Annotated in this window: 33 protein-coding genes; 9 read left to right on the top strand and 24 right to left on the bottom strand. The window is 41.5% G+C overall.

The annotated features are described in order from the left end of the window. Positions 1 to 162: 162 nt before the first annotated feature. The 9 genes from OVA16_RS18765 to OVA16_RS18725 all read right to left on the bottom strand — a co-directional run bounded on the left by OVA16_RS18765 (position 163) and on the right by OVA16_RS18725 (position 5,925). Positions 163 to 462 (bottom strand): hypothetical protein, encoded by a 300-nt coding sequence (locus tag OVA16_RS18765; RefSeq protein ID WP_267762473.1) that lies wholly within the window; start codon positions 460 to 462, stop codon positions 163 to 165. Between the two features lies 1 nt (position 463). After that, on the bottom strand, positions 464 to 892 hold the full coding sequence (locus tag OVA16_RS18760) for a hypothetical protein (RefSeq protein WP_267762472.1): 429 nt from the start codon (positions 890 to 892) through the stop codon (positions 464 to 466). Between the two features lie 11 nt (positions 893 to 903). Further along, entirely contained in the window at positions 904 to 2,049 is a 1,146-nt protein-coding gene (locus OVA16_RS18755) for a DUF2586 family protein (protein WP_267762471.1), read from the bottom strand. 67 nt (positions 2,050 to 2,116) lie between these two features. Further along, a complete protein-coding gene (locus OVA16_RS18750; RefSeq protein WP_267762470.1) occupies positions 2,117 to 2,422 on the bottom strand; it encodes a hypothetical protein in 306 nt (101 codons plus the stop codon). Next, positions 2,397 to 2,900 carry a hypothetical protein gene (locus OVA16_RS18745; protein WP_267762469.1) on the bottom strand — a complete coding sequence of 168 codons (504 nt, stop codon included), beginning with the start codon at positions 2,898 to 2,900 and terminating at the stop codon, positions 2,397 to 2,399. The genes OVA16_RS18750 and OVA16_RS18745 overlap by 26 nt, the downstream gene beginning before the upstream one ends. Then, a complete protein-coding gene (locus OVA16_RS18740; protein ID WP_267762468.1) occupies positions 2,897 to 3,343 on the bottom strand; it encodes a lysozyme in 447 nt (148 codons plus the stop codon). The genes OVA16_RS18745 and OVA16_RS18740 overlap by 4 nt, the downstream gene beginning before the upstream one ends. After that, complete coding sequence (locus OVA16_RS18735) at positions 3,333 to 3,614, bottom strand: hypothetical protein (RefSeq protein ID WP_267762467.1); 282 nt, start codon at positions 3,612 to 3,614, stop codon at positions 3,333 to 3,335. The genes OVA16_RS18740 and OVA16_RS18735 overlap by 11 nt, the downstream gene beginning before the upstream one ends. A 59-nt stretch (positions 3,615 to 3,673) precedes the next feature. Next, on the bottom strand, positions 3,674 to 4,762 hold the full coding sequence (locus tag OVA16_RS18730; RefSeq protein ID WP_267762466.1) for a phage capsid protein: 1,089 nt from the start codon (positions 4,760 to 4,762) through the stop codon (positions 3,674 to 3,676). Positions 4,763 to 4,821: 59 nt separating this feature from the next. Beyond that, a complete protein-coding gene (locus OVA16_RS18725; RefSeq protein WP_267762465.1) occupies positions 4,822 to 5,925 on the bottom strand; it encodes a hypothetical protein in 1,104 nt (367 codons plus the stop codon). A gap of 165 nt (positions 5,926 to 6,090) precedes the next feature. Here OVA16_RS18725 and OVA16_RS18720 point away from each other — a divergent pair, with 165 nt between their 5' ends. The 8 genes from OVA16_RS18720 (at position 6,091) to OVA16_RS18685 (ending at position 12,290) form a co-directional block, all read left to right on the top strand. Next, positions 6,091 to 6,564, top strand: coding sequence for a DDE transposase family protein (locus tag OVA16_RS18720; RefSeq protein ID WP_267762464.1), 474 nt, complete (start codon positions 6,091 to 6,093; stop codon positions 6,562 to 6,564). A gap of 1 nt (position 6,565) precedes the next feature. Further along, on the top strand, positions 6,566 to 6,943 hold the full coding sequence (locus OVA16_RS18715; protein ID WP_267762463.1) for a hypothetical protein: 378 nt from the start codon (positions 6,566 to 6,568) through the stop codon (positions 6,941 to 6,943). 53 nt (positions 6,944 to 6,996) lie between these two features. Further along, the gene (locus OVA16_RS18710) at positions 6,997 to 8,082 is read left to right on the top strand and encodes a hypothetical protein (protein WP_267762462.1); all 1,086 of its coding nucleotides are present in this window, start codon (positions 6,997 to 6,999) and stop codon (positions 8,080 to 8,082) included. Between the two features lie 3 nt (positions 8,083 to 8,085). After that, positions 8,086 to 8,565, top strand: a complete 480-nt coding sequence (locus tag OVA16_RS18705) for a hypothetical protein (protein ID WP_267762461.1) — start codon at positions 8,086 to 8,088, stop codon at positions 8,563 to 8,565. A 2-nt stretch (positions 8,566 to 8,567) separates the two neighbouring features. Continuing rightward, positions 8,568 to 9,899, top strand: coding sequence for a phage portal protein family protein (locus OVA16_RS18700; RefSeq protein WP_267762460.1), 1,332 nt, complete (start codon positions 8,568 to 8,570; stop codon positions 9,897 to 9,899). A 221-nt stretch (positions 9,900 to 10,120) separates the two neighbouring features. After that, a complete protein-coding gene (locus OVA16_RS18695; protein ID WP_267762459.1) occupies positions 10,121 to 11,170 on the top strand; it encodes a PBECR2 nuclease fold domain-containing protein in 1,050 nt (349 codons plus the stop codon). 74 nt (positions 11,171 to 11,244) lie between these two features. Beyond that, positions 11,245 to 11,790 (top strand): hypothetical protein, encoded by a 546-nt coding sequence (locus OVA16_RS18690; RefSeq protein ID WP_267762458.1) that lies wholly within the window; start codon positions 11,245 to 11,247, stop codon positions 11,788 to 11,790. Then, positions 11,787 to 12,290, top strand: a complete 504-nt coding sequence (locus tag OVA16_RS18685) for a hypothetical protein (protein ID WP_267762457.1) — start codon at positions 11,787 to 11,789, stop codon at positions 12,288 to 12,290. Before OVA16_RS18690 ends, OVA16_RS18685 begins: the two co-directional genes overlap by 4 nt. 37 nt (positions 12,291 to 12,327) lie before the next feature. On the opposite strand, the gene OVA16_RS18680 is transcribed toward OVA16_RS18685, so the two are convergent. Genes OVA16_RS18680 through OVA16_RS18660 form a run of 5 tightly spaced genes read right to left on the bottom strand, consistent with a single transcriptional unit; the run spans position 12,328 to position 14,383 of the window. Beyond that, positions 12,328 to 12,666: a hypothetical protein gene (locus tag OVA16_RS18680; protein WP_267762456.1), complete on the bottom strand. Its 339-nt coding sequence runs from the start codon at positions 12,664 to 12,666 to the stop codon at positions 12,328 to 12,330. Positions 12,667 to 12,723: 57 nt separating this feature from the next. Beyond that, complete coding sequence (locus OVA16_RS18675) at positions 12,724 to 13,065, bottom strand: hypothetical protein (RefSeq protein ID WP_267762455.1); 342 nt, start codon at positions 13,063 to 13,065, stop codon at positions 12,724 to 12,726. After that, on the bottom strand, positions 13,062 to 13,592 hold the full coding sequence (locus OVA16_RS18670) for a hypothetical protein (protein ID WP_267762454.1): 531 nt from the start codon (positions 13,590 to 13,592) through the stop codon (positions 13,062 to 13,064). Before OVA16_RS18670 ends, OVA16_RS18675 begins: the two co-directional genes overlap by 4 nt. A gap of 9 nt (positions 13,593 to 13,601) precedes the next feature. Continuing rightward, a complete protein-coding gene (locus OVA16_RS18665; RefSeq protein ID WP_267762453.1) occupies positions 13,602 to 14,015 on the bottom strand; it encodes a hypothetical protein in 414 nt (137 codons plus the stop codon). After that, entirely contained in the window at positions 14,003 to 14,383 is a 381-nt protein-coding gene (locus OVA16_RS18660; protein ID WP_267762452.1) for a hypothetical protein, read from the bottom strand. The genes OVA16_RS18665 and OVA16_RS18660 overlap by 13 nt, the downstream gene beginning before the upstream one ends. Positions 14,384 to 14,414: 31 nt before the next feature. On the opposite strand from OVA16_RS18660, the gene OVA16_RS18655 reads away from it, so the two are divergent. Then, positions 14,415 to 14,702 (top strand): hypothetical protein, encoded by a 288-nt coding sequence (locus tag OVA16_RS18655; protein WP_267762451.1) that lies wholly within the window; start codon positions 14,415 to 14,417, stop codon positions 14,700 to 14,702. Here OVA16_RS18655 and OVA16_RS18650 read toward each other — a convergent pair. The 10 genes from OVA16_RS18650 to OVA16_RS18605 form a co-directional block, all read right to left on the bottom strand. Beyond that, positions 14,691 to 15,305 carry a hypothetical protein gene (locus OVA16_RS18650; RefSeq protein ID WP_267762450.1) on the bottom strand — a complete coding sequence of 205 codons (615 nt, stop codon included), beginning with the start codon at positions 15,303 to 15,305 and terminating at the stop codon, positions 14,691 to 14,693. The genes OVA16_RS18655 and OVA16_RS18650 overlap by 12 nt on opposite strands. A 46-nt stretch (positions 15,306 to 15,351) precedes the next feature. Continuing rightward, complete coding sequence (locus tag OVA16_RS18645; protein WP_267762449.1) at positions 15,352 to 15,537, bottom strand: hypothetical protein; 186 nt, start codon at positions 15,535 to 15,537, stop codon at positions 15,352 to 15,354. A 115-nt stretch (positions 15,538 to 15,652) separates the two neighbouring features. Then, complete coding sequence (locus OVA16_RS18640) at positions 15,653 to 16,081, bottom strand: hypothetical protein (protein WP_267762447.1); 429 nt, start codon at positions 16,079 to 16,081, stop codon at positions 15,653 to 15,655. A 108-nt stretch (positions 16,082 to 16,189) separates the two neighbouring features. Continuing rightward, positions 16,190 to 16,939 carry a hypothetical protein gene (locus tag OVA16_RS18635; protein WP_267762446.1) on the bottom strand — a complete coding sequence of 250 codons (750 nt, stop codon included), beginning with the start codon at positions 16,937 to 16,939 and terminating at the stop codon, positions 16,190 to 16,192. A gap of 13 nt (positions 16,940 to 16,952) precedes the next feature. Beyond that, on the bottom strand, positions 16,953 to 17,531 hold the full coding sequence (locus tag OVA16_RS18630) for a 3'-5' exonuclease (RefSeq protein WP_267762444.1): 579 nt from the start codon (positions 17,529 to 17,531) through the stop codon (positions 16,953 to 16,955). A 17-nt stretch (positions 17,532 to 17,548) separates the two neighbouring features. Then, a complete protein-coding gene (locus OVA16_RS18625) occupies positions 17,549 to 17,896 on the bottom strand; it encodes a DUF4406 domain-containing protein (protein ID WP_267762443.1) in 348 nt (115 codons plus the stop codon). Positions 17,897 to 17,947: 51 nt separating this feature from the next. Next, positions 17,948 to 18,589: a DUF3164 family protein gene (locus tag OVA16_RS18620; protein WP_267762442.1), complete on the bottom strand. Its 642-nt coding sequence runs from the start codon at positions 18,587 to 18,589 to the stop codon at positions 17,948 to 17,950. Positions 18,590 to 18,591: 2 nt separating this feature from the next. Next, a complete protein-coding gene (locus OVA16_RS18615) occupies positions 18,592 to 18,918 on the bottom strand; it encodes a hypothetical protein (RefSeq protein ID WP_267762440.1) in 327 nt (108 codons plus the stop codon). Next, entirely contained in the window at positions 18,869 to 19,189 is a 321-nt protein-coding gene (locus OVA16_RS18610; RefSeq protein ID WP_267762439.1) for a hypothetical protein, read from the bottom strand. Before OVA16_RS18610 ends, OVA16_RS18615 begins: the two co-directional genes overlap by 50 nt. Beyond that, complete coding sequence (locus OVA16_RS18605; RefSeq protein ID WP_267762437.1) at positions 19,167 to 19,553, bottom strand: hypothetical protein; 387 nt, start codon at positions 19,551 to 19,553, stop codon at positions 19,167 to 19,169. Before OVA16_RS18605 ends, OVA16_RS18610 begins: the two co-directional genes overlap by 23 nt. Between the last annotated feature and the right edge of the window lie 6 nt (positions 19,554 to 19,559).

Raw genomic sequence — 19,559 nt, 5'->3', positions numbered from 1 at the left:
TTGATTTTCTTTTGTCCTCTTCCTGTCTGATATGCTCAAGCTGCTTGTACATTTCCGCCCAACGCTGATCGCTGTATTTTGCTGGGTCAACACCCAAATGGTACATTAGCAGGGTATCTATGTACCCAATCCAATTTTTGTTTGGGTGTCCGTTGGCTTCGTCTACAACTTTTTTAGCTCGGCACTCTTAATCTGAATTAGATTTTGGAGTTGTTGAGCCGCACCGTAGAAATAGTCGTCGTCGGTTTTAATCTCTTCGTCGCCAGCAACGAAGCAATCGTTTAATATTTGCTCCGACATTCCTAAGGGGTCGGTTGTGGCCATGCCAATAACGCTTCGCATCTCTTCACGAGTTGGCTTGCGCACGTAGGCCACTTTGTCTTCAACTGTAAGCTCCCACAATCCTTGCGGGTACTTCTTTTTTAACTCTTCAATTTGTTGGGGCGATAGTGGTGTTTTCATGTTATTTATCACTTAATGAAAGGTATAAGAATGGTATTTCTACCTCTTTAAATTTGTCGTTTTGGCTCATGCCTTTATCGTACTTGCTAAACTTAACGCCTCGCAAAACATCGGTTTGTAAAGGTCTACCGAAGCCCTCACGATACGTTACCGTAATTACGATAACTTGGTACGGCACTTCTTGAATATCAGCGTAACCCGCTGCTTTTGCCGCTGCATTCAACTTCTGAAGCTCGCCGTTTAAAACTTTTAAATTGCCCGAATATTTGACGTTTCCGTCTTGTATTCCGATGGGCTGATTGCCAGCTGCGTAAAGCGCTTCGGTTTCGGTTTCCTTTTCGTAACCAAGACCACGGAGCTTTGCTAAAGTGCTGTCAAAAATGCGTACCGACATATCGGCGTACGCTACCTCTTGGCTATCAAATTGCATCTTTTAACCTCCTATGATTGTACACCAAACCCAAGGTCAACCTCAATTTCTTTTAGGTAACCTTTTGGCGTAATTCTTAACTTGATTTTTAAATTGCTGCCAGCCGCCAAATTTTGGGTCGGGTCTATAACAGCCGCTACCGAACTAATGCTTTCGGCCATTGATAGGTTGATATTGTTTTCAATATTTGCCTCCAAGTGCTTAATTACAATCGGCGCTAGGGTGCCATTAGCTTGCAACTGAACATCGTCTTTTAACTCTTCTACAAAAGTTTGATAAGCGATAATCGAAGCTTTGTCAATGGTACGGCCATGTGCCAAATATTTAATATCGTCGGTCGCTGCCGTCGACATTGGGTCGTCGCTAATGAAATAGCCAGCTTTTTGCGGATAAGATGTGAACGTGATAAATCCGTTGTCGATTAACGAATTTAAACCCGCAAACTCTTCTACCTTTTTATTGCCGATGTAAGCTTGAGCGATAGGTAAAGCACCGTCTTTTACACGTCCAATATTTCTATGAACGGGCGAAGCTGCAATTTTACCAAGCACCAAACCCATTGATGCATTGCCCGTATTTTCGGCACCACCAACTACAAAGCCGACGTTGTTTGCGTCTTTTGTGTTTGGTACCCAAGCAGGCACTTGCGCATTGTCATGCACACGACAATCCAACAAAACACGAACGGGATTAACCGCCGCAAATTGAGCCGCTGCCAAAGCTTTGGCATTCGCAAGCGCTCCCGTAACATCGGGATCAAAGAAAGCCGTCGGGTCGGGGTCATATTCGGCAGCTGGTGTGCGTGATACGCCAAGCACCTTAATTTTACCAACCGCAAAATCTAACAGCTTTTTAGCGCCGTTTGCGTTATCCTTATCAACCGTATTAGTTACGGTTGCGGTATTGGCCAGCATTAAAATATACAATGGTAAATTTGCGGTACCGTTTACCGAGTAGAACTCTTTTACAAAACGGTGCGCAACGGGGTTTTCGGCTAACGTGATACCTTTTGAAATAGCATCGGCCAACGAGTAAACAACCATTGACGTACCTAAATTTGTGGTACCCGTACAAACCAACCCAACAACGCCGTCATTGGTCTGCGTTGCGCCGCCAATGTTTCCGTTACTTAAACTAACCGTTACTTTAGGTATCATTTGTTTATAATTATTGTTAAACACTATTAAAAGCCGTTAAACAAGCGTTAACGGCTTTTATAATTAATTACTCTTGAGTTGGGGTTTCCGCCTCTTTTTCTTGAACAGCTTTCAACAATTTTTCGTTACCGATATTGTTAGCTGCCTTTTTACCGTACAAAGTTTCGAAAGCCGTTAAAAGCTCTTCTCTAGTCCTTGTGTCGGCGCTATCTTCCGCATGGTCTTTACGCTCGTAGGTTTCAACCTCCTTATCTTCTAAGGTTTTTGAGTGAGCGTCAGCGTGATGCTTTTCGATAAAAAATTGACCGTCGGAGGTCTTGTGAAACGCACCCACACTAGGGTGCGTTTTAAATAATTCCTTTAAATTTTCCACTTAGTTTAATGATTATGTAAACAATGATTAAAATACCAACCGCCCAAGAAGCGGCTTTTAAAAACTCGGTTAATTGCTCTATAAATGATTGCTGCTTGAAGTTAGAAGCGGTTTCTTGCTTCGCTTCCTTAACCGTGTTTTTGGTTTCGGTTTCGGTCTGCAATGTTGAGCGAGCCGTTGGCTTGGCTTCCGCTTTGAAATTAAAGCCGTCCACGCCATTTATTACACTTGGCACAAACCAAAGCTTTAGGCCAGCGCTGTTATAAAAGACGGTGTCTTTTTTTATGGCAGCTTCTTTGTTCAAGTTAAATGCTGGGACAAATCCGATCAACTCGTCGCCGAATTGCTCAACAATTAAATTGCTCTTAGTTGTTGCCGTACTATCTCGGCTTACCTCTGCTAATGTGGCTACCTGCTTTTTAGCAGCGCAACTCATTAGCAAAGCAGCTAAGGCACATTCTACAATTAAAATTCTCATGCTGCGTATAGTTTTAGTTCTCGGTTTCTGCGGGCTTTTAAAACTGCGTTTTCAACTCCCTTAACTTTATTCCAACGCCTCCAAGCCTCGGCGACATCATCAAATGAAGCTTTCGCATTGATGCGTTTTAAAACGGTACTACTCAAGAAGCCAGCAACCCCGATGTTGTAGACCAAGCTTAGTAAAGCGTTAAACTGATTTTGGTTTAATGGCACTTTAACACCATTGTTAACCGCCACTTCGTAATTTTGTACGGTTAAAGCAAATAGCTCGTAAGCAGCTGCGATACTCGGGAGCTTATCGCCCTTTTGCACCTTTTTGCCATTGGCATAGTACGTCGAACCTAATCCGATAGTCCAAACACCAGCCGAACATTGATAAGCGGTTAAAACCAAGCCCTCTTCGTTAGCTATAAACTTTGTACCTGTTAAATCAATTTTCATTTTGCTTACTTTGACGTTTCCACTTTTTCAACTCGTCTAACAGCTTTGCGTTTTCGGTTCGCAAGGCGTGTACCTCGTTGCGTAATTCTTCTACTTGCTTGCCCAAGTCCTCGGCCATTCGGCGCCAAATAGTAATCGCCTTTTCTACTACGTCCAACTCACTAGCTGCGACATCTGCCTTTTGCTTTCTTCGGGTTAGGAACCAAGTACCGAGACCCGATGCAAAACTGAATATCGCTGGCCATAGCACTACATCTAAAAATGATTGCATGGTGCATTAGTTTAAATGAAGCGGGTCGCACGAAGCGTCCCCGCTATAATTGCGGATCACTAAGACCCTGCCGCTTGAATTAATAATGCTACCGAGTTGGTGTTTTTAACACGTCCACCACTTCTTAAAGCGGTCGACATTACGTCGCCGTAGTAAGTTGGGTCGTCAGTATTGTCAAAAACTTTTACTTCGCCCATTGCGAATGCCAAGCCGTTTTTATGATAGAATAAAGCAACTTCATTATCGGCTGCCGCTCCAACAGCTCCCAAAGCTTTAATGGCGTTAGTAGTAACGGTTGCAACTGCTACGCTTGAGCGCTCGATGATTTTAAAGCCGTACAATTCGCCAACAATACCCTTTGTTTCGTCAACAGCTCTCGAAAAATCTCTTGATTGGGTTTCGCTTAAGCTATCAACCAATTGTTGATACATATCAGAACTCAACAATGCGTAACGCTCTGATTTTGGCACATTCAATTTGTTGAACTTCTTTTGCATCTTAGAGAAGTCCTTTGTTGTTACGGCTTTTCTATTTCCAGTTGCAGACGGTGCCGAAGCTTCAATATCAGCACCCGTAGTATAAGCAATCATGTTGCTCGCAACGGTACCACAAACCTTAATCAACAAATCGTCGGCGCTGGTTTCGTTTACGGCTGCAACGTGTTCGCCATACTCATCGTCCATTTTATCATAACTCAACTCAATTTTATCAAGGTTATGAATGTGCGTAGGGTCGGTTGAATACTCGTCTAACGTATAAGTAATATCAGTATCCGTACGTCTTACTGCCGTTGCTGGAAATGTAGACCTATTTTTTACGGTTGTCGGTTTTGCTCCAGGAGTGGGAATGTGAACGACCCTGCCAGCCAACACGCTTTTTACATCACTAAACCAAGTTTTCAAGAAAGCATTATCTTTCCAAAAGCGCTTAATGATATAATCAACCCAAGCCTCTTTTTGAATACCCGCAACATGCACTCCTTGAACGCCACCGCCCGAAAACGCAGCCAAAGCAACAAAAGCCACTAAGCCGATACCGTTCGCCACCGCTGGGCTAATCTCTGCCTTATCAGCCAACACCGATGTGGCGGGCGATAATAAAAAGGCCATAGTAAACAGCCCAATAATTACACTTTTTAAATTTTTCATACTTATTTTAACCTAAATTCTTACTCTGTTAATTTGCTCTTAAATCCGTAGCGCTAAGGCTATTTTTTAGCGTTTGGAAATTTTTCCGCATACTTTCTTTCGGCGTCGGGAGCGCTCAATGTTTTAAGCTCGGTAAACCAGCCTTTTTCGAAAAGCTCGTCGTAAGAAAGCTTTACCAGCTCGGCCAAACGGTCTTTTTGGTTTTGCTCCAAACTAGCCGCAAGCTTAGTCTCAATGGTTTCGCTTGGCTTGCGCTCGTCTAAAATTGCCTTTACAGCTTCCAAGCCTTTTTCTACACCCTCGCCATGAGCTAAGGCAATAGCACTAAACGATTTTTTTTCTTTTTCGGTAATTACACGAGCCTCAACTTTTGCACTTAGATAGGTGTTTACCGCCTCTTCTTTGGCCGCTTTTTCAGCCACCGCAAGCTTAACCTCGGCGTCTTTTGCCTTGTCTTCCGCTTCTTTCTTTTCACGGGTCAAGGTCTCAATCTGCGTTTTTTGGGTGGCCGCTAATTGCACTACTTCATCAATTTTCGCCTCGTATGCTTCGGGCGTGTCGGTTTCTTTTAAACCGAGGATTTGGGACGCCCTAGCGGCGCTTAATTCGATTTTTTTCATTTCGTTATCAATTAAAGGTTGTGTTAACAGTGGGATTTGAGCGTTGAGCGTTTCCGCAGACAATTGTATTAGCTCGTGGTCTTCGTTGTATAGCGCTATTGCCAAAGCGTTAGTGTCGGCGCCCATATCAACCATGCTAATTTCTTCAAGTACCGATTTGATTAAGGTTGGTCGGGTTTGACCAAGAATTAACAAGCCCTCTTCTTCGCTCCATTCAACGGGTATTAAACCCGCCGACGCCATGCGCAAGGTGCCGTTTTCAAACTTGTTATAAATTGCTTTTGCAAAGTCGTCGGTATCATCAAAAACAGGTTGCCCCGTTATACATAAACCTACGCCCTCAATATCTTCAATTTTAAGCTCAATAACGTTACCTATCGGAAGCCAAGATTTTCCATTTTCAACAAAGGCTCTTTTGTGCATCCATAGCATTAAAGGATTGGTATTGTAGTACGTTAAATCTACACCCTTAACCAATGCTCTAAAACCGAAGCGATTTACTTTCTCACTTAATACAATTACTCTTTTGCTTGCTCTTAACATCCCATTTCTTTTGTCGAATGAGCAGCAAACGTACAGGCTAAAAACAAGCAAAAAAAATCAGGTTTTTATATCTAAAATCCTGCTTTATAGTATCTATAATGCTATTGCATAGATATAAAAACTCAATTTTTTACCCCTATATATAGTGTGCATTTTTGGTCTGTTATGGCAAAAGAACAGGTTAAAGAAAGGGCTTCAAAAGCCGAAATCGAACGCAAAAAAGAACATGCAAAAATCTTGTATGTAAAAGACGGCATCAGCACTCAAAAGGAGCTTGCCGAGCGTGTGGGCGTTAGCGAAAAAACAATAGGAAAATGGATTGTTGACGGCGAGTGGGAAAAACTAAAAAAGAACGTCGTACTAACCCGTCAAGAGCAACTCTTACACCTAATGGACGAGCTGGCAGAATTAAACGCATCCATAAGATTAAAGCCCGAGGGTGTACGCTTTGCCGATAGTAAGCTTGGCGACGTTCGTCGTAAGCTGATTAAAGATATTAAGGATATGGAAACAAAGGCTTCCATACCCGAGATTATCCACGCCTTAACCTTGCTCTTAGACTTTGTACGCAAAGGAAATTTGGAGCAAGCAAAAGATCTTGCCAAAATAGTTGACGCCTTTATTAAATCCCTTTTATAGCATGGCAACGAAAGCAGAAATTAACAGCGCCGTAAAGTATTGGGACGACTATAAAAGAGGCTTAGAACGCAGTACTGTAATAGACCTCAACGAGAGCGAAATTGAACGGTTATCCCGTATTAGTAGGCTTGAAAGTAACGACGAAGAGTGGTTTGCTTACTACTTTCCAAACTACTACTCGTCAAAGCCTATGCTTTTTCATACCCGAAGCTCAAAACGGGTAATGAACAACCCCGAGTGGTACGAGGTTAGGGCTTGGAGCCGTGAGCTCGCCAAATCAGCCCGCACCATGATGGAAATTATTAAGCTGGCACTTACCAAAAAAAGCGCTCGGTTTTATTCATTTCCAACAGCGAAACAGCCGCCATACGTTTGTTGAAGCCTTACAAAATCAACTTTGAAAGTAACCAGCGTATAATAAACGACTACGGTGTGCAACAAACACTCGGTTCGTGGACGGAGGGCGAATTTACCATTAAAGCAGGATGTAGCTTTTTAGCGGTCGGCGCTGGCCAAACTCCCCGTGGCGCACGTAATGAAGAGGTGCGTCCCGATGTAGTGTTAATGGACGACTACGATACCGACGAAGAGTGCCGAAACCCCGACACCATCAAAAAGAAATGGGATTGGTTCGAGCAAGCGGTGTACGCTACCCGTTCCATTTCAAACCCTATGTTGATTATTTTTTGCGGCAACATCATTGCCGAACATTGCTGCATTAAAAAAGCGATAGAGAAAGCAGACGCTTACGACATCATCAACATTCGAGATAAAAACGGGGTAAGCTCTTGGCCTAACAAAAACACCGAGGAAATGATTGACCGTGTGCTTTCAAAAATTAGCCACGCATCAGCTCAAAAAGAGTATTTCAACAATCCTTTAACAGAGGGCAAAGTATTTAAAGAGCTAAACTATAAGCGTATGCAGCCGCTTAGGGAATATAAAAAGCTCTTGGCCTATACCGACCCAAGTTATAAGAAAAGTGGCGACACCAAAGCAACCGTATTGCTTGGAAAGTATAAAGACGAGTACCACGTACTTAGAATGTTTTGCGGCAAAGTTTCGGTTAGCGAAATGTTGGAGTGGAACTATGAAATACACCGCTGGGTTGGCGGCAGGGTACCCGTTGAGTATTGGATTGAATGGCCTTGGATTGACGAAATGTTTAAGCTTGAATTAGCAGCGGCAAACAAACGCCACGGGATCACAATTAACCCAAGACCAGACGACCGTAAAAAGCCTTTCAAATACGACCGTATAGAGCAAACGCTTGAGCCGTTAAACCGAAATGAAAAAGGCATCCCGCCGAGGCTTTGGTTTAACGAACAAGAGAAAGACAACCCGTATATGAAAACAGCCGAAGAGCAATTTTTACTAATCAGCCCTAACAGCCGAGCGCACGACGATGCGCCCGACGCAGTCGAGGGCGGGGTATGGCGAATTAACCACATGCTAATTAACAATATGGCATCAGTACAGGCCATAAGCACACAAAGAAACGGAAGCAAAAGATTTTAAGCTATGGCATTTATTACAAAAAAAGAATTTGAAACACACGTGTTTCCCGAGATTATCAATGCAATATCTCGTAACGACCAAAGCAAACTAAAAATGGCGATTGAAGCCGCCATTACACAAGTAAGTGGTTATCTATCACGCTATAAAATTAATGAGATATTGGCGACACCGCCGCCCGTTTATACCGATGTAACAGACGACGACGAGGAAGAAATCGACGAAGAGCTTTCAATCATTTTAGACCCTTACGCTAGTTTGAGGACTTGGGTTAAAGACGTTACAAAATGGCACTTCATCAATTTAGTTAACCCTAATATTGATTTAGCCCTTAGTCGTTCCCGCTACGAGGACGCTATTAGCGAACTCCAAAAAATACAGGCTGGCAGAGTAGCGCCGAACGGCTGGCCACTAGCCGAGCAACCGCAAGGGGCAACGGGTCAATTTCATATTGTTTCAAGCACTAAACGTCAAAACCATTTTTAACAATGAAAAAGCAAGCGAACATCAAAAGAGAGAACGAGCAAAAGCTCATTGTTAACACCATTGAGGTGCGACCATTCAACAGAGAGAGCGCCGACTTGGGAAAATGGCGTAACGCCACAAAATCGGCAGAGGCAAGACACCCCCGCCGTAGCTTATTGTACGACCTTTACCACGATATTTGCACAACGGACGCTCACATTATTAGCGTTTGGGGCAAACGTGTTGATGCTATTACTTTGGCCGATTGGACGTTTACCGACAAAGAGGGCAATACAGTTGACGAAGTAAACGAGTTAATCGACTGTATAGGTTTTGAAAAGCTATTAAAGCATATCATTGATAGTAAAGCTTGGGGTTACTCAATGGTAGAATGCACTTTTTTTGAAAATGCCAACGGCCAAAAGGAAGTAAAAAGCTATTTGGTACCACGTAAACACATGCGCCCCGAAATAGGACACGTTGCAAACAATGAATACGATGAAACGGGTACAGATATAAGGGAGGGTATTTACGCCAAGACCATTTTGGAAGCTGGCGACGCTACCGACTTGGGTCTTTACCTTTCGGCGGCAATGTACGCCATCTTAAAACGTGGCAACGTTTCAGATTGGGCGGAATTTATCGAAATATTCGGGCGTGGTATTGTAGACGCTACTTGGGACGGTTTCGATGAAGACCAGCGCAACAAACTATCGGAGGCCATTAAGCAAATGGGCGGCGGCGGTGTAATCATCAGACCCGAGGGAACCAACCTTGATATTAAAAATAATACAGGTAGTGCCAACGGTCAATTGCAAGGAAGTTTCCACGATACCATGAATAAGGAAATATCTAAAGCCTTATTAGGTAGTACCGAAACCACCGAAGCAAGCAAAAGCTCGGGCTATGCACAAAGCGAAACCCACAAAGAGCAAGACGCCGACAAAAAGGAAACCGACGTTAATTTTGTACGCCGAACCTTAAACTCTTGTTTTATCCCAATTTTACAAGCGGCTGGCTTTAATACAAAAGGCGGCACATTTGTACTAAAAAGCAAAAACCATCTTACCAAAAAGGAGCGTTTCGAGATAGCTAAAACAATGGTTAAGGAATTGGATATTCCCGTAAGCGACGACTTTTTCTATGAAAATTTTGAAATAGAAAAGCCCGAAGATTACGAAAAGCTAAAAAACGAGCTTGCAGAGGCTAAAAAGGCAACTTTAGAGCAAATGCAAGAAAATAAAAACGCAGATACCCCCCCAGCTTCGGACAAGAAAAACAAACAAAAGCTCCATTTCTTCACAGATGATGAAGACCTAAAGCTATGGGATAGGATTAAAAGTTTTTTCGTATAAGCCCCGAGCTATCGGGGCATGATTTACTAAACCTTTACGACGGTTGTTGCACTCATGCCATTACCTTAGCGGCTAACGATAGTAATTACGATAGGATATTAGAAGACCTTTTAAAACGCATTTACGACGGCAAAATTGGCGCTAACGAGATAGATTATAATTACTACAACTACATTAGTGCGGTGCTATCTACGGCGCTCACTAAGGTATTAGGGGCGGAAATGTATCCGACAACCGATTATCGCAATACGTTAAAGGCTTACTTTCAACAAAACATTGCTCAATTTTCGGGTGCTAAGAGTTTGGCAACCTTAAAAACTTACAATAAGCTTTTATTGGACGAAAACGGCGAAGTGCGAAGCTGGGAGCAATTCAAATCTAAGGTTGCAGATATTGACCCAATTTTAAACGTACATCATTTAAACGTTGAGCGTAACGACGCAATTGCCGCCGTACAAATGGCCGACAAATGGCAAGGGCTTAAACGCTTCGCCATGTTGGAATATAGCACAGTTGGCGACGATAGGGTTAGACCAAGCCACGCCGCTTTAGACAAGCTGATTATCAAAACAGACGACCCGCTTTTAGATAAGATTTACCCGCCTAAAGACCACGGTTGCCGTTGCAATATGGTACCAGCCCCAAGCGGCGCAACGCCTACCGATAGAAGCTTGGTAAAAACTTACGCCGACGAGATGGAAACAAAGCCATATTTCAAGGGCAACGTTGGCAAAAAGATGGTTGTTTACGATGATGAACACCCGTATTATAGCTACCTAAGTAAAAAGTCGGAGTTACAAGCAGAGCGAAACTATGGCATGCGAAGTGTAAAACAAATTTACGATTTAAGCCACTTGCCCGACGCCGAGCATTTCGACAATATAGACGATGCGCACCAATGGTGGACAAATGCGGCGGGCGGCGATAAAAAGGGCGGCTTTGAGGTAATTGCGCAAAATGGCGTTAGTATAAAATTTGACTACAACTTTAAAGTGCATGTGTTTGAAGACAACAAAGACAACCGTTGGAGCTACATACACAATTTAGCTAAAGTGGTTCAACAGCCCGATGAGATTTGGAGCGTACGAAATAGCAACAATGTAATTGAACACCGATATATTAAATATTTCGATGATTATCCAATGATTGTAGGCGCTAACGACTTGAGAGCTTTCTCTCTATTTCAAACTAAGTCGGGTAATAGGATTAACGTTGAGGGCTTGAGAAAGAGTAGGCAAGGTGTACTCCTATATAAAAACGAAAACCGCTAACCTTCTTTAAACAATAACTTACAAATAAGCTATTTTAAAGCTGTTAGCGGCTTTCTTTATACAAAGATAGTAAAATGTTTAATAGAAACATACAAAGACAATTAAGCAGCTATTTAACAGATAGAGCGCAAGGTATGATTATCAATAAAACCTTGCGTTTTGTTGATGGCAACTTTCGGGCGCAAGGCTGGCAAGACAGCAGCTTTAAAAAGTGGCGAGGCATCGAACGCAAAGGTACTATCTTGGTAAAAACGGGCGCCTTGCGTAGAAGTTGGAATTACCAATATGCTACGGGCGGCGGCGTTAGATTTTATAACAACGTGCCACACGCCAAAGCTCACAACGAGGGGTTTACAGGTACGGTACAAGTAAAGGCGCACACTCGCAATAAATACGCCAAATCTCAAGTGTTTAGCTTAACCGATTTTAACCGAAACGGCACCCGAAAAGTGCGCACCGTAACCAATAAAGTGGGCAGCAACCAAGTAAAGGCACACACCCGCCGTGTGCATATCGTACAACGGCAATTTGCGCCTTATGCTGGCCACGAAAGTCAAACTTTAAACAATAGCATCATTAGAGAGCTAAACCGAGAAATCAACATAATTTTAAGACAATGAACAGCATTTTAGCAAACATCTTTTTAACGGTTCAAAATCGGCTAAAAACAGAAGTGCCAGCACTTAAATGGATAGACGGCGACTACGGGCAATTAGAGTTTTACGAGCAAAGACCAAACGTTGATTGGCCATGCGTTTTGATTGATATTGACGACGGAACATTTAGCAACAACGGCGAATTTTCCCAGCTGGGCGAATGTGTGTTGATTATACGCTTGGGCTTGCCCTCTTATTCGCAAACGAACGCTTTAACGCCTAAACCTGTTATTGAACTTGCTTTGGAATATTACAACCTTGAGCATGCCGTTAACAAAGCTTTACACGGTTTTCAATCGCAATACTTTAGTACACTATCAAGGGTTAAAGCCGATAAGGAAAAGCGAAACGATAATTTAAGGGTTAGGACAATGCGATATACTTTTACTTATGCCGACAATACCGCAATGCCTGTTTATACAGCTCCCGAAACGGCGGTTGATGCTGAAATTTTAACAGAATGAAAAAGGGGTGTTAAACACCCCTTAAACAAACCTAAAACTAACTAAACACAAAGTACGGGAATTTAGCGGCCAACTCCTTAGCGTTGGGCTTTTTGCTAATTATATCTTTTAAAAGGTCGGTGTTTTGCTCAAGCCTTTGCATTACCACACCAGCCGTTAAATCAAATTCATTTTCTAGCGCAAGCAAACAATCGTCGTATCGGGTGCGCTTAATTTCTGCGTGGTAATAATATCTATAACATAGTTTTTCATCCCTGCTATACATCAATACGTTTCTGCGGCCTTTATTGTTAGGATTGGCTTTGACAGAGGACGGAAATAAAGATGTATATAAGCTATATTGGCCACGCATTGATACAAATATCTTTAATAGCATCAACACGTTAAAATTTAGTTTTAGACAACAAAAAAGCCCGCTATTTGCGGGCTTCGTTCATTTTCCAAGGTTTCGACCAATAGTGGCCTTAATTGTGTTTTCTTCGTGGGTTATTTCTACTTTTTGAGAAAAAGAACCTATCAGCTGACCTGTTTTATTTTCATCGTCCCAATCTAAATATAATACCCATTCGTCTGACCCCGTGCTTATCTTGCTTACTCTTGCCGTACAAAACGCATAAAATTGAGCCTTGTGTTCAAACTTATAACCTAGACGTTCAAGGTTGTCACTAACATATTTTTCTAAAGCAGCATTCCATTTCGCATATGTTTCACTTATAATGTTGTTAACCACGGTATCACGGAAAGAATACAAGTCGTCTAAATCTTTCGTAATCATATTTTCACTACCTCAATAAAAGGCTCTTTTTGTGAATAATTAAACCTTACAATCTCGTCAAAAACTTGCTTTTGAGCAATCGTGCCTTGCTTTAATTTACTGCTATCTGCATAGTCGGCATTAGTAGGCCAGTAGTACAAAAACAGTTGAGCAAGATCGGTAAACGAGCCGTATATTTTAGCATTAGCCACACGGCTATTTTGCAAGTTTAACACTAGTTTAACGTCGGTAGGCTTAACGCTGCCAACGTAATTTTTAGCGAACAAATAAACCTCTTGGTTTGCGGGAGCTTCTAAAGTTTGAGAAGTAAACCCACGGTCTTGCATCCATAAACTAAGCCCGTTGGCATAGTAGGGTGTAAAGCCAACTAAGCGGTACAAATTGCGGTGCTTGCTCTTTTTTGCAAGTTCCATTTGTGCTTTATATTCGGCTTGGTTGCCATATACTTTTTGGTCGGTTGCGCTCCATTCTTGAGCGTAGGCACTAAAGGTAAGTGCGGTTAGAAAAATGAATAATACTTGTTTCATAATCTAAAGTTAAATACTTTTTATAATACTTTCGTGATACTTACTAAACTGCGTTACCAAAGCGGGCAACTCGTCGGCTTTATAGCGGTCTAATGGCTTGTGCAAATAGCTGTATTTGATCATCCAATTATTAACTCGCTCCATATCAATTTTGTTTGATTTATTGTGCCTTTGCTCGTCTAACTCCCAACGCAATTCGTGTGCCATTGACAAGATTTTACGCACCATGATTTGTTTAGCGTTAAAACTTTCCTTTTCCCCTATTAAAGCGGTTAAAAGTTGCTTTGCTTCGTCTTTAGTTAATTCGCTTACATGGCTGGTGCGACTGTTAGAGTAAGAAAGCGCCATTTCGGCGCTCTCTATTTTCTTGCGGCTGCAAGTGGCTTTAATAGCCTGTATTTGGGGTTTGGTTATTGGCTGCATGGGCTTATCATTTGAGCATTTACAATCTCTGTTAGAGCGGCTATATCTGACACGTCCAAATTATCAACGCCGTTGGCGCCTAAAAGCTTTCCGTCAACCCTAACAACGTATTCCATTATTACAAAAAACATTGTAGTGTTGTCGCCTTTACATCGTTCCGTTGCCTTTCGCATTACGCCGCCGTCAATTCTTAAAACTTCAGCTACAACGCCGTTAGATAGCGTAATTTTAGAGAACACAGATACTACTTTTGGTTTAATACCAAATTGCTCCCTAAACCTAAGAGGTATTGCGGAACCTTTCAATTGTTCCCATTTGTTTAACCAAGCTTCAATTTGTTCTGCTTGGGATTTAGTTAGTTTCTTCATAACTTTTAAAATCTTTGATTGTTATTTTAGTATGAGTTCCGAAATTGTTTTTAATGCCGCTTTTGGTAATGTTGACAAGCAAGTGCGCATGTTCTATTTGTCGGGTGTGGTGCATCCTACCTACATCGTTTCAATCAATGGAAAAGAAGTAGGCAGGGTGCGTTATGTTAAACTAACTTTAGGAGGTAGACCCGAAGTTTGGAGGTGCGAGTTTGAAGATAAATTTACCACCCTTTTTACCCCCGACGATTGCCAAGAACTTATTGCGATTGCTAGTGAGCATTACGAAAATCATATTAACAAAACATCAAGCTTCTAAATAAAGGCCGTTAGTTACTTGTCTCTTATAGCTGCCTCCTTCTATATCTTCCATTAAGAGCCTATCTTGATACTCTTTGTCGCTCATATCCGAATAGGTAACAGGCTTAAGCTCGCCGTCTTTATATAGTTTGCTCGCAATCACGTAACGAGAAAAGAAAGGTTCTTTTAATTCTTGTAGCCGTTTTTTACGTGTTGATGCCTTACGTTTCCGCTTTATTTCGCCAGCGCAAACAATTTTCCATTGCTGCGCCATGTGTTTTTTGAAATATTGGTAAGCGGTCTCAATTGTAACCCAATCTATATATGTAAGGCTTAGCTCAACCTCTCGAACTTTCCAAACATCTTTAACAGCATTATCCCAAGCTTTACCATCTGTAAACACAAGCACAATTCGACCTAATAGCCAAACATCAAGCTCCGTTTTGTACTTAAATCGGTACTCGTTAAGGTTTAGATTTTCAAGGTCTATACCTTGCAAATTGTATTTTTCAATCAGCTTATCAAGCTGGTTTTTAGCTGCCGCTTGTTCGCCCGCCGTTGAGCCTCTTTTTACTAACTCGTAAATCTTAGCTAGCTTACTTTTTAAATTTGTATTTTCCATTTTATCGGGTATTTAGCCGATATTTTAAAATATCGGCTTTTTAGCGTTAGACTGTTCTTAAATAAACTACTGTTGTTTGAGCTTTCATGTAGTCCAAAACCTTTTTGTGGTCTTGCTTAACTTTAACTAAACCGCCCGTTGGCGTTTCGGCTACTTGATAAACTTTTTTGTTTTTATCAGAGGCTTTGTGAAATCTGTCACCAGCTCTCAATTCTTTTAATTGCTTTTGCATTATTTAGTTCTCCTCTTAAAAATACCCGCTATACATTCTACGCAAGCGTAAACAAACACAGATACAGCAAAAGCTGTAAACGGGTAATCACTTATTGCTTTTAAAAATTCTCTCATTATCTTTCTTTGCTCCAATCAGTATCGTAATAACCATTTCTTAAATATTTCTCGGGGTCTGCAATGCCTCGGTTGTTATTTTTGCAGTAAGTTTGATAAGGCTTCACTCTCATTATAGCGAGCGCCTTTGCGGTATCGTCAAGTTTCTTGTATAGCGGTTCGGTACGCAAACGGTTTATCTTCTTTCCGTAGGTTTCCCAAAACACATCAAAGCTCAAGTCCATTGGTACTTCTTTTAGAGTGCCTTTGATTTTTTTGCTCCATGGTTCTATCACACCTAACTTTAGAGGTAGATTTTTTATCAACCATAAGTGTTGATCATCGCTAAATTCTGCCGAGTTATCGAAGCCAACTAACCAGCCCTCGGCGTTATAAACGAACACCACCGTACCCGTAAATAGTACCGATGTAAGCATATATTTTTTCATGTTTTGCAATAATTTGTGTTTAACAATAGGGGCTATGTGCAATTTATCCAGCAATAAAGCCGCTTTTTAATAGCAACAAGCCCGTTTTTAGTGTTTTTTGGTTTGTTTTTATGCACTTACCCCCTCGTCTTGGAGTAATTCTTTTGCTACTTTCTTAGCGTTTACCCCTGCTTTTTTAGCGGCTTTTTTGGGTTCATCGGCTAATTTTGGAGCGAAAAACAGCGGATTTAAAAGCCTTGCTCGCTCTTCGTAGATTACATAAGGCTCAAAAGAACTAAAGCGGTTTTTGTCGTGATAGGCGATATAATCTCTAACAACAGTACCTATGTGGCCATCGTATTTGATGTCTTGCCCTATTGTACTTTTTGGCTCACGCCCTTTAATGTGGCTTATGAAAATGAAACCTTTTTTCTTGCCGTACTTGCGTTTTAGAAATTCATAATCTTCCCATTTGAAACGGGTATAATCAACGCTGTCAATAAAGATAAAATCGGGACTATTACGCTTGCTTAACGTTTTATCTAAATCTTCTAAAAACGTTACCCCTTTCTTTAAATCTTCCGTAGGGTCGGCAACTAAAAAGTTGCCGCTAACCTCGTGCATATTATTTCTATTAATGGCGTTTTGCAAATCCACGCCATGGCCTTGCTCATAACTTAGCCAAAGCACCTTACCAAATCCAGCCAAGTATTTAGCCATTTGAATGCAATACTCTGTTTTACCGTTTCCGCTACGTCCGTAAACTATTGATATGAAGTTTTTGGGTATTAAACCAAGATGTTCTTTAAACGCTCCGTCGGGTTGCTTTAACAGTTTAAAAGCCATTTGCTGAAACTGTTTTACACCTAGTGTCTTCATAAATAAAATTTGTTTAGTTTGATGTTAGTTCTTGGTTATAATTCTTGTCTAATAGCTCAATGTTTTTTAACACTCTTCGATGTATGGCGACAACGAGCTTTATTTGATAAATGCAATCGTCTATAGGGTCGTGCTTTATTCCCGTAAATGGCACTTCTTGTTTAAGCTTAGGCACGTAACGCATGAGTGTGCGCATATCTCGCTCGTTCCAATAGTGCCACGGCCTCGCCTCGTTAATAGCGGCGTAAGCATCCCTAACAAGCGCCATATCAAAGTATTTGCCATTGCTCCATATTTCTACATCGTCGCCCATACTTTTAACAAAAGCGGCAAACTCGTAAAGCACGTCTTTTAATGGGCTAGGGCTTTCAAATACCGAGGCTTTGGCTTTTTCGTCTTGCTTTACCCACCACACCAAGCAATCGGGGTCGAAGTGTAAGCCTACGTCGGTGCAACTGCGAACGTCTACGTTCATTTTAAAGTTGTCGCCAACGTGTCCGCTTTCAATATCAAATTGAACCGCTGCAATACTTAAAATTACCGAGCGCCCCGTTGTGCCTAGCGTCTCTATATCTACCATTAAATGTTTCATAAAAGTTTGTTTGAGGTTTAAAGTTGTACTATTTCAAGCGCTAACAATTTGGCTTGTATGTGTTCGGCAACGGCTCCGTTGCTATCTTTCCAATCGTGTATTTGATAGAAAGTTTGGCAAAGTGGCAGCACCGCTAAACAAAGCTTCATAGCTTCCGTCCAATCTTCATCGGGCGCTATATGCTCGGTTGGGTTAAAAACTTGGTAGCCGTCTTGTATGGCAACCAATGAGGCTTCGTGAAATTTAACCGCTACGTCTTGCGGTTCTAAGCCTGTTACTTTGCCGCTGATGTAGGCAATAGGTTTTTCGCTTTCGGCAAACGAAGCGGCGATTTTTAGCAGCTTCGCTAATACTTGATTTTTCATTTAAAAATTATGTTTTGGTGAGACAATAACCAGCCGACTAGCTGGCTTAACTTATACGTCGTAATTTGAAAAATTAAGGTTTACAAACTGCCACTTCCCAGCTTTATTTTTTCGCTTAAACTCGTAGGTGTACGCTTTAAAATCTTGGGTATAGCTTTCTTTGATTAATCGCAAACCCTCAATCCAACGTGGGTCGTCAAATTCACTTTCGTAGGTTAGCAAATCCATTACTTTAGCGTATTCTAAATCGTTCTTTTTGTTCCTTACCAAAAAGCCCAATAGAATGTTGTAAAGCTTTGCATCACGTTTTTTAATGGTATCAGCTAAAAATGCCTGTATCAATTCAACCGCCTTTGATGCTCTTTCGTCCCAAACGGGCGTTGTATCTCGACGACGTGCAATTTGCAGCTCGCCATTGCTATGCGTAACAGAAAAGCCGCCTTTGCTATTTGTTCTAATTTTACCGTAGCTATCAAGCTCAATCTTTTGAGCCTCCATTACTACGTGCATTTTACTTTTAAGTCTGCCAATAATGCGAGATGCTTCCAAAGCCTCATCAAACATTTGCTCAACTATGCTATCTTTCTTTTTCTCGTAGCGCTTTTTATTAGCGGCTTCTTGGGCTTGTTTTGCTTTTTTACGCTCTTTGTAAGCTTGCTCTAATTGTTCGTCGGTTAATTCTCTTAAATCCATAATTATAATTTGATAAAGTTTATACTTGATAATCTTTCAATCTCGCCGATTTGCTGATTGATAAGGGTGTTTAAATAGGTGTCGGTACTCGTTGGATAATCTTTGAACCAAATACAAAATCCCCGAGCTTCAAATGTTGCAAGCGTAATGGTGTACTTTGCTTGCGGGCGTTGCTCAAGCTTTTGGCGTAATTTCAAATAGATACGCTTTAGCATTTCAAGCAACAAAAGCTCTGTTAAATCGGTAGTGTGGTAGTCTTTTAAAATCGCTTCGAGGGTACTAAACAGATGCTCCGTTTGCTGTCTGCTTAATCTCATTAAATAGTTCATCGGTTTGTTGTTTAGCGGTGTTAAATAGTTTTTTAAAGGTTGGCTCAACTTCTATTCGGTCGTTGCATATATCCAACCTGTAATAAATGTTTGTGCGGGAGCGCTTAAAGAGTTCTTGAATGTCTTTTGGCGAATAATTACGCTCAAACAATATTTTGGTTGCTATGTATGCCGCCTTTAGCGGTTCGGCCTTTTGTGTATCGCTTACCACCTCGTGATAATTAGCGCCTAAGGCTTCGCAGATACGCTCAAGTACGCATTCTATTCTCATTGTATTTTAGCATTGCTGTGAGTTTAGAATTAAAGCTTTCTTCGGTTTCCTTTGCCTCTAAATACGCCGTGTGATGGCGTAGGTAGTCGTTAAAGTTGTCGCTAATATTAGGGGCGTGGTTGGTGTAAAATGCGACGTTAAATTGATGCCATTTGATTTTAAACCAATTCCAATACATTGCTGTATTTAACAGCTTTTTAACGGTTTCTTGGCATTGAGCATTACACTCGGCGAAAGCAATACCAGCTTGTTTAAACAAAGCATCATAAACGCATTCTTGCAGCCTGTAATTAGCGCAAAGCAGGGCTTTATAAATTGCCATTTCTGCTTGCAACTCTTCAATTTGTGTTAGTTTGGCTTTCATATTTGG

This window comes from Pedobacter sp. SL55 (genome assembly GCF_026625705.1).
Lineage (GTDB): Bacteria > Bacteroidota > Bacteroidia > Sphingobacteriales > Sphingobacteriaceae > Pedobacter.
This window is presented reverse-complemented; position numbering and strand designations above follow the sequence as displayed.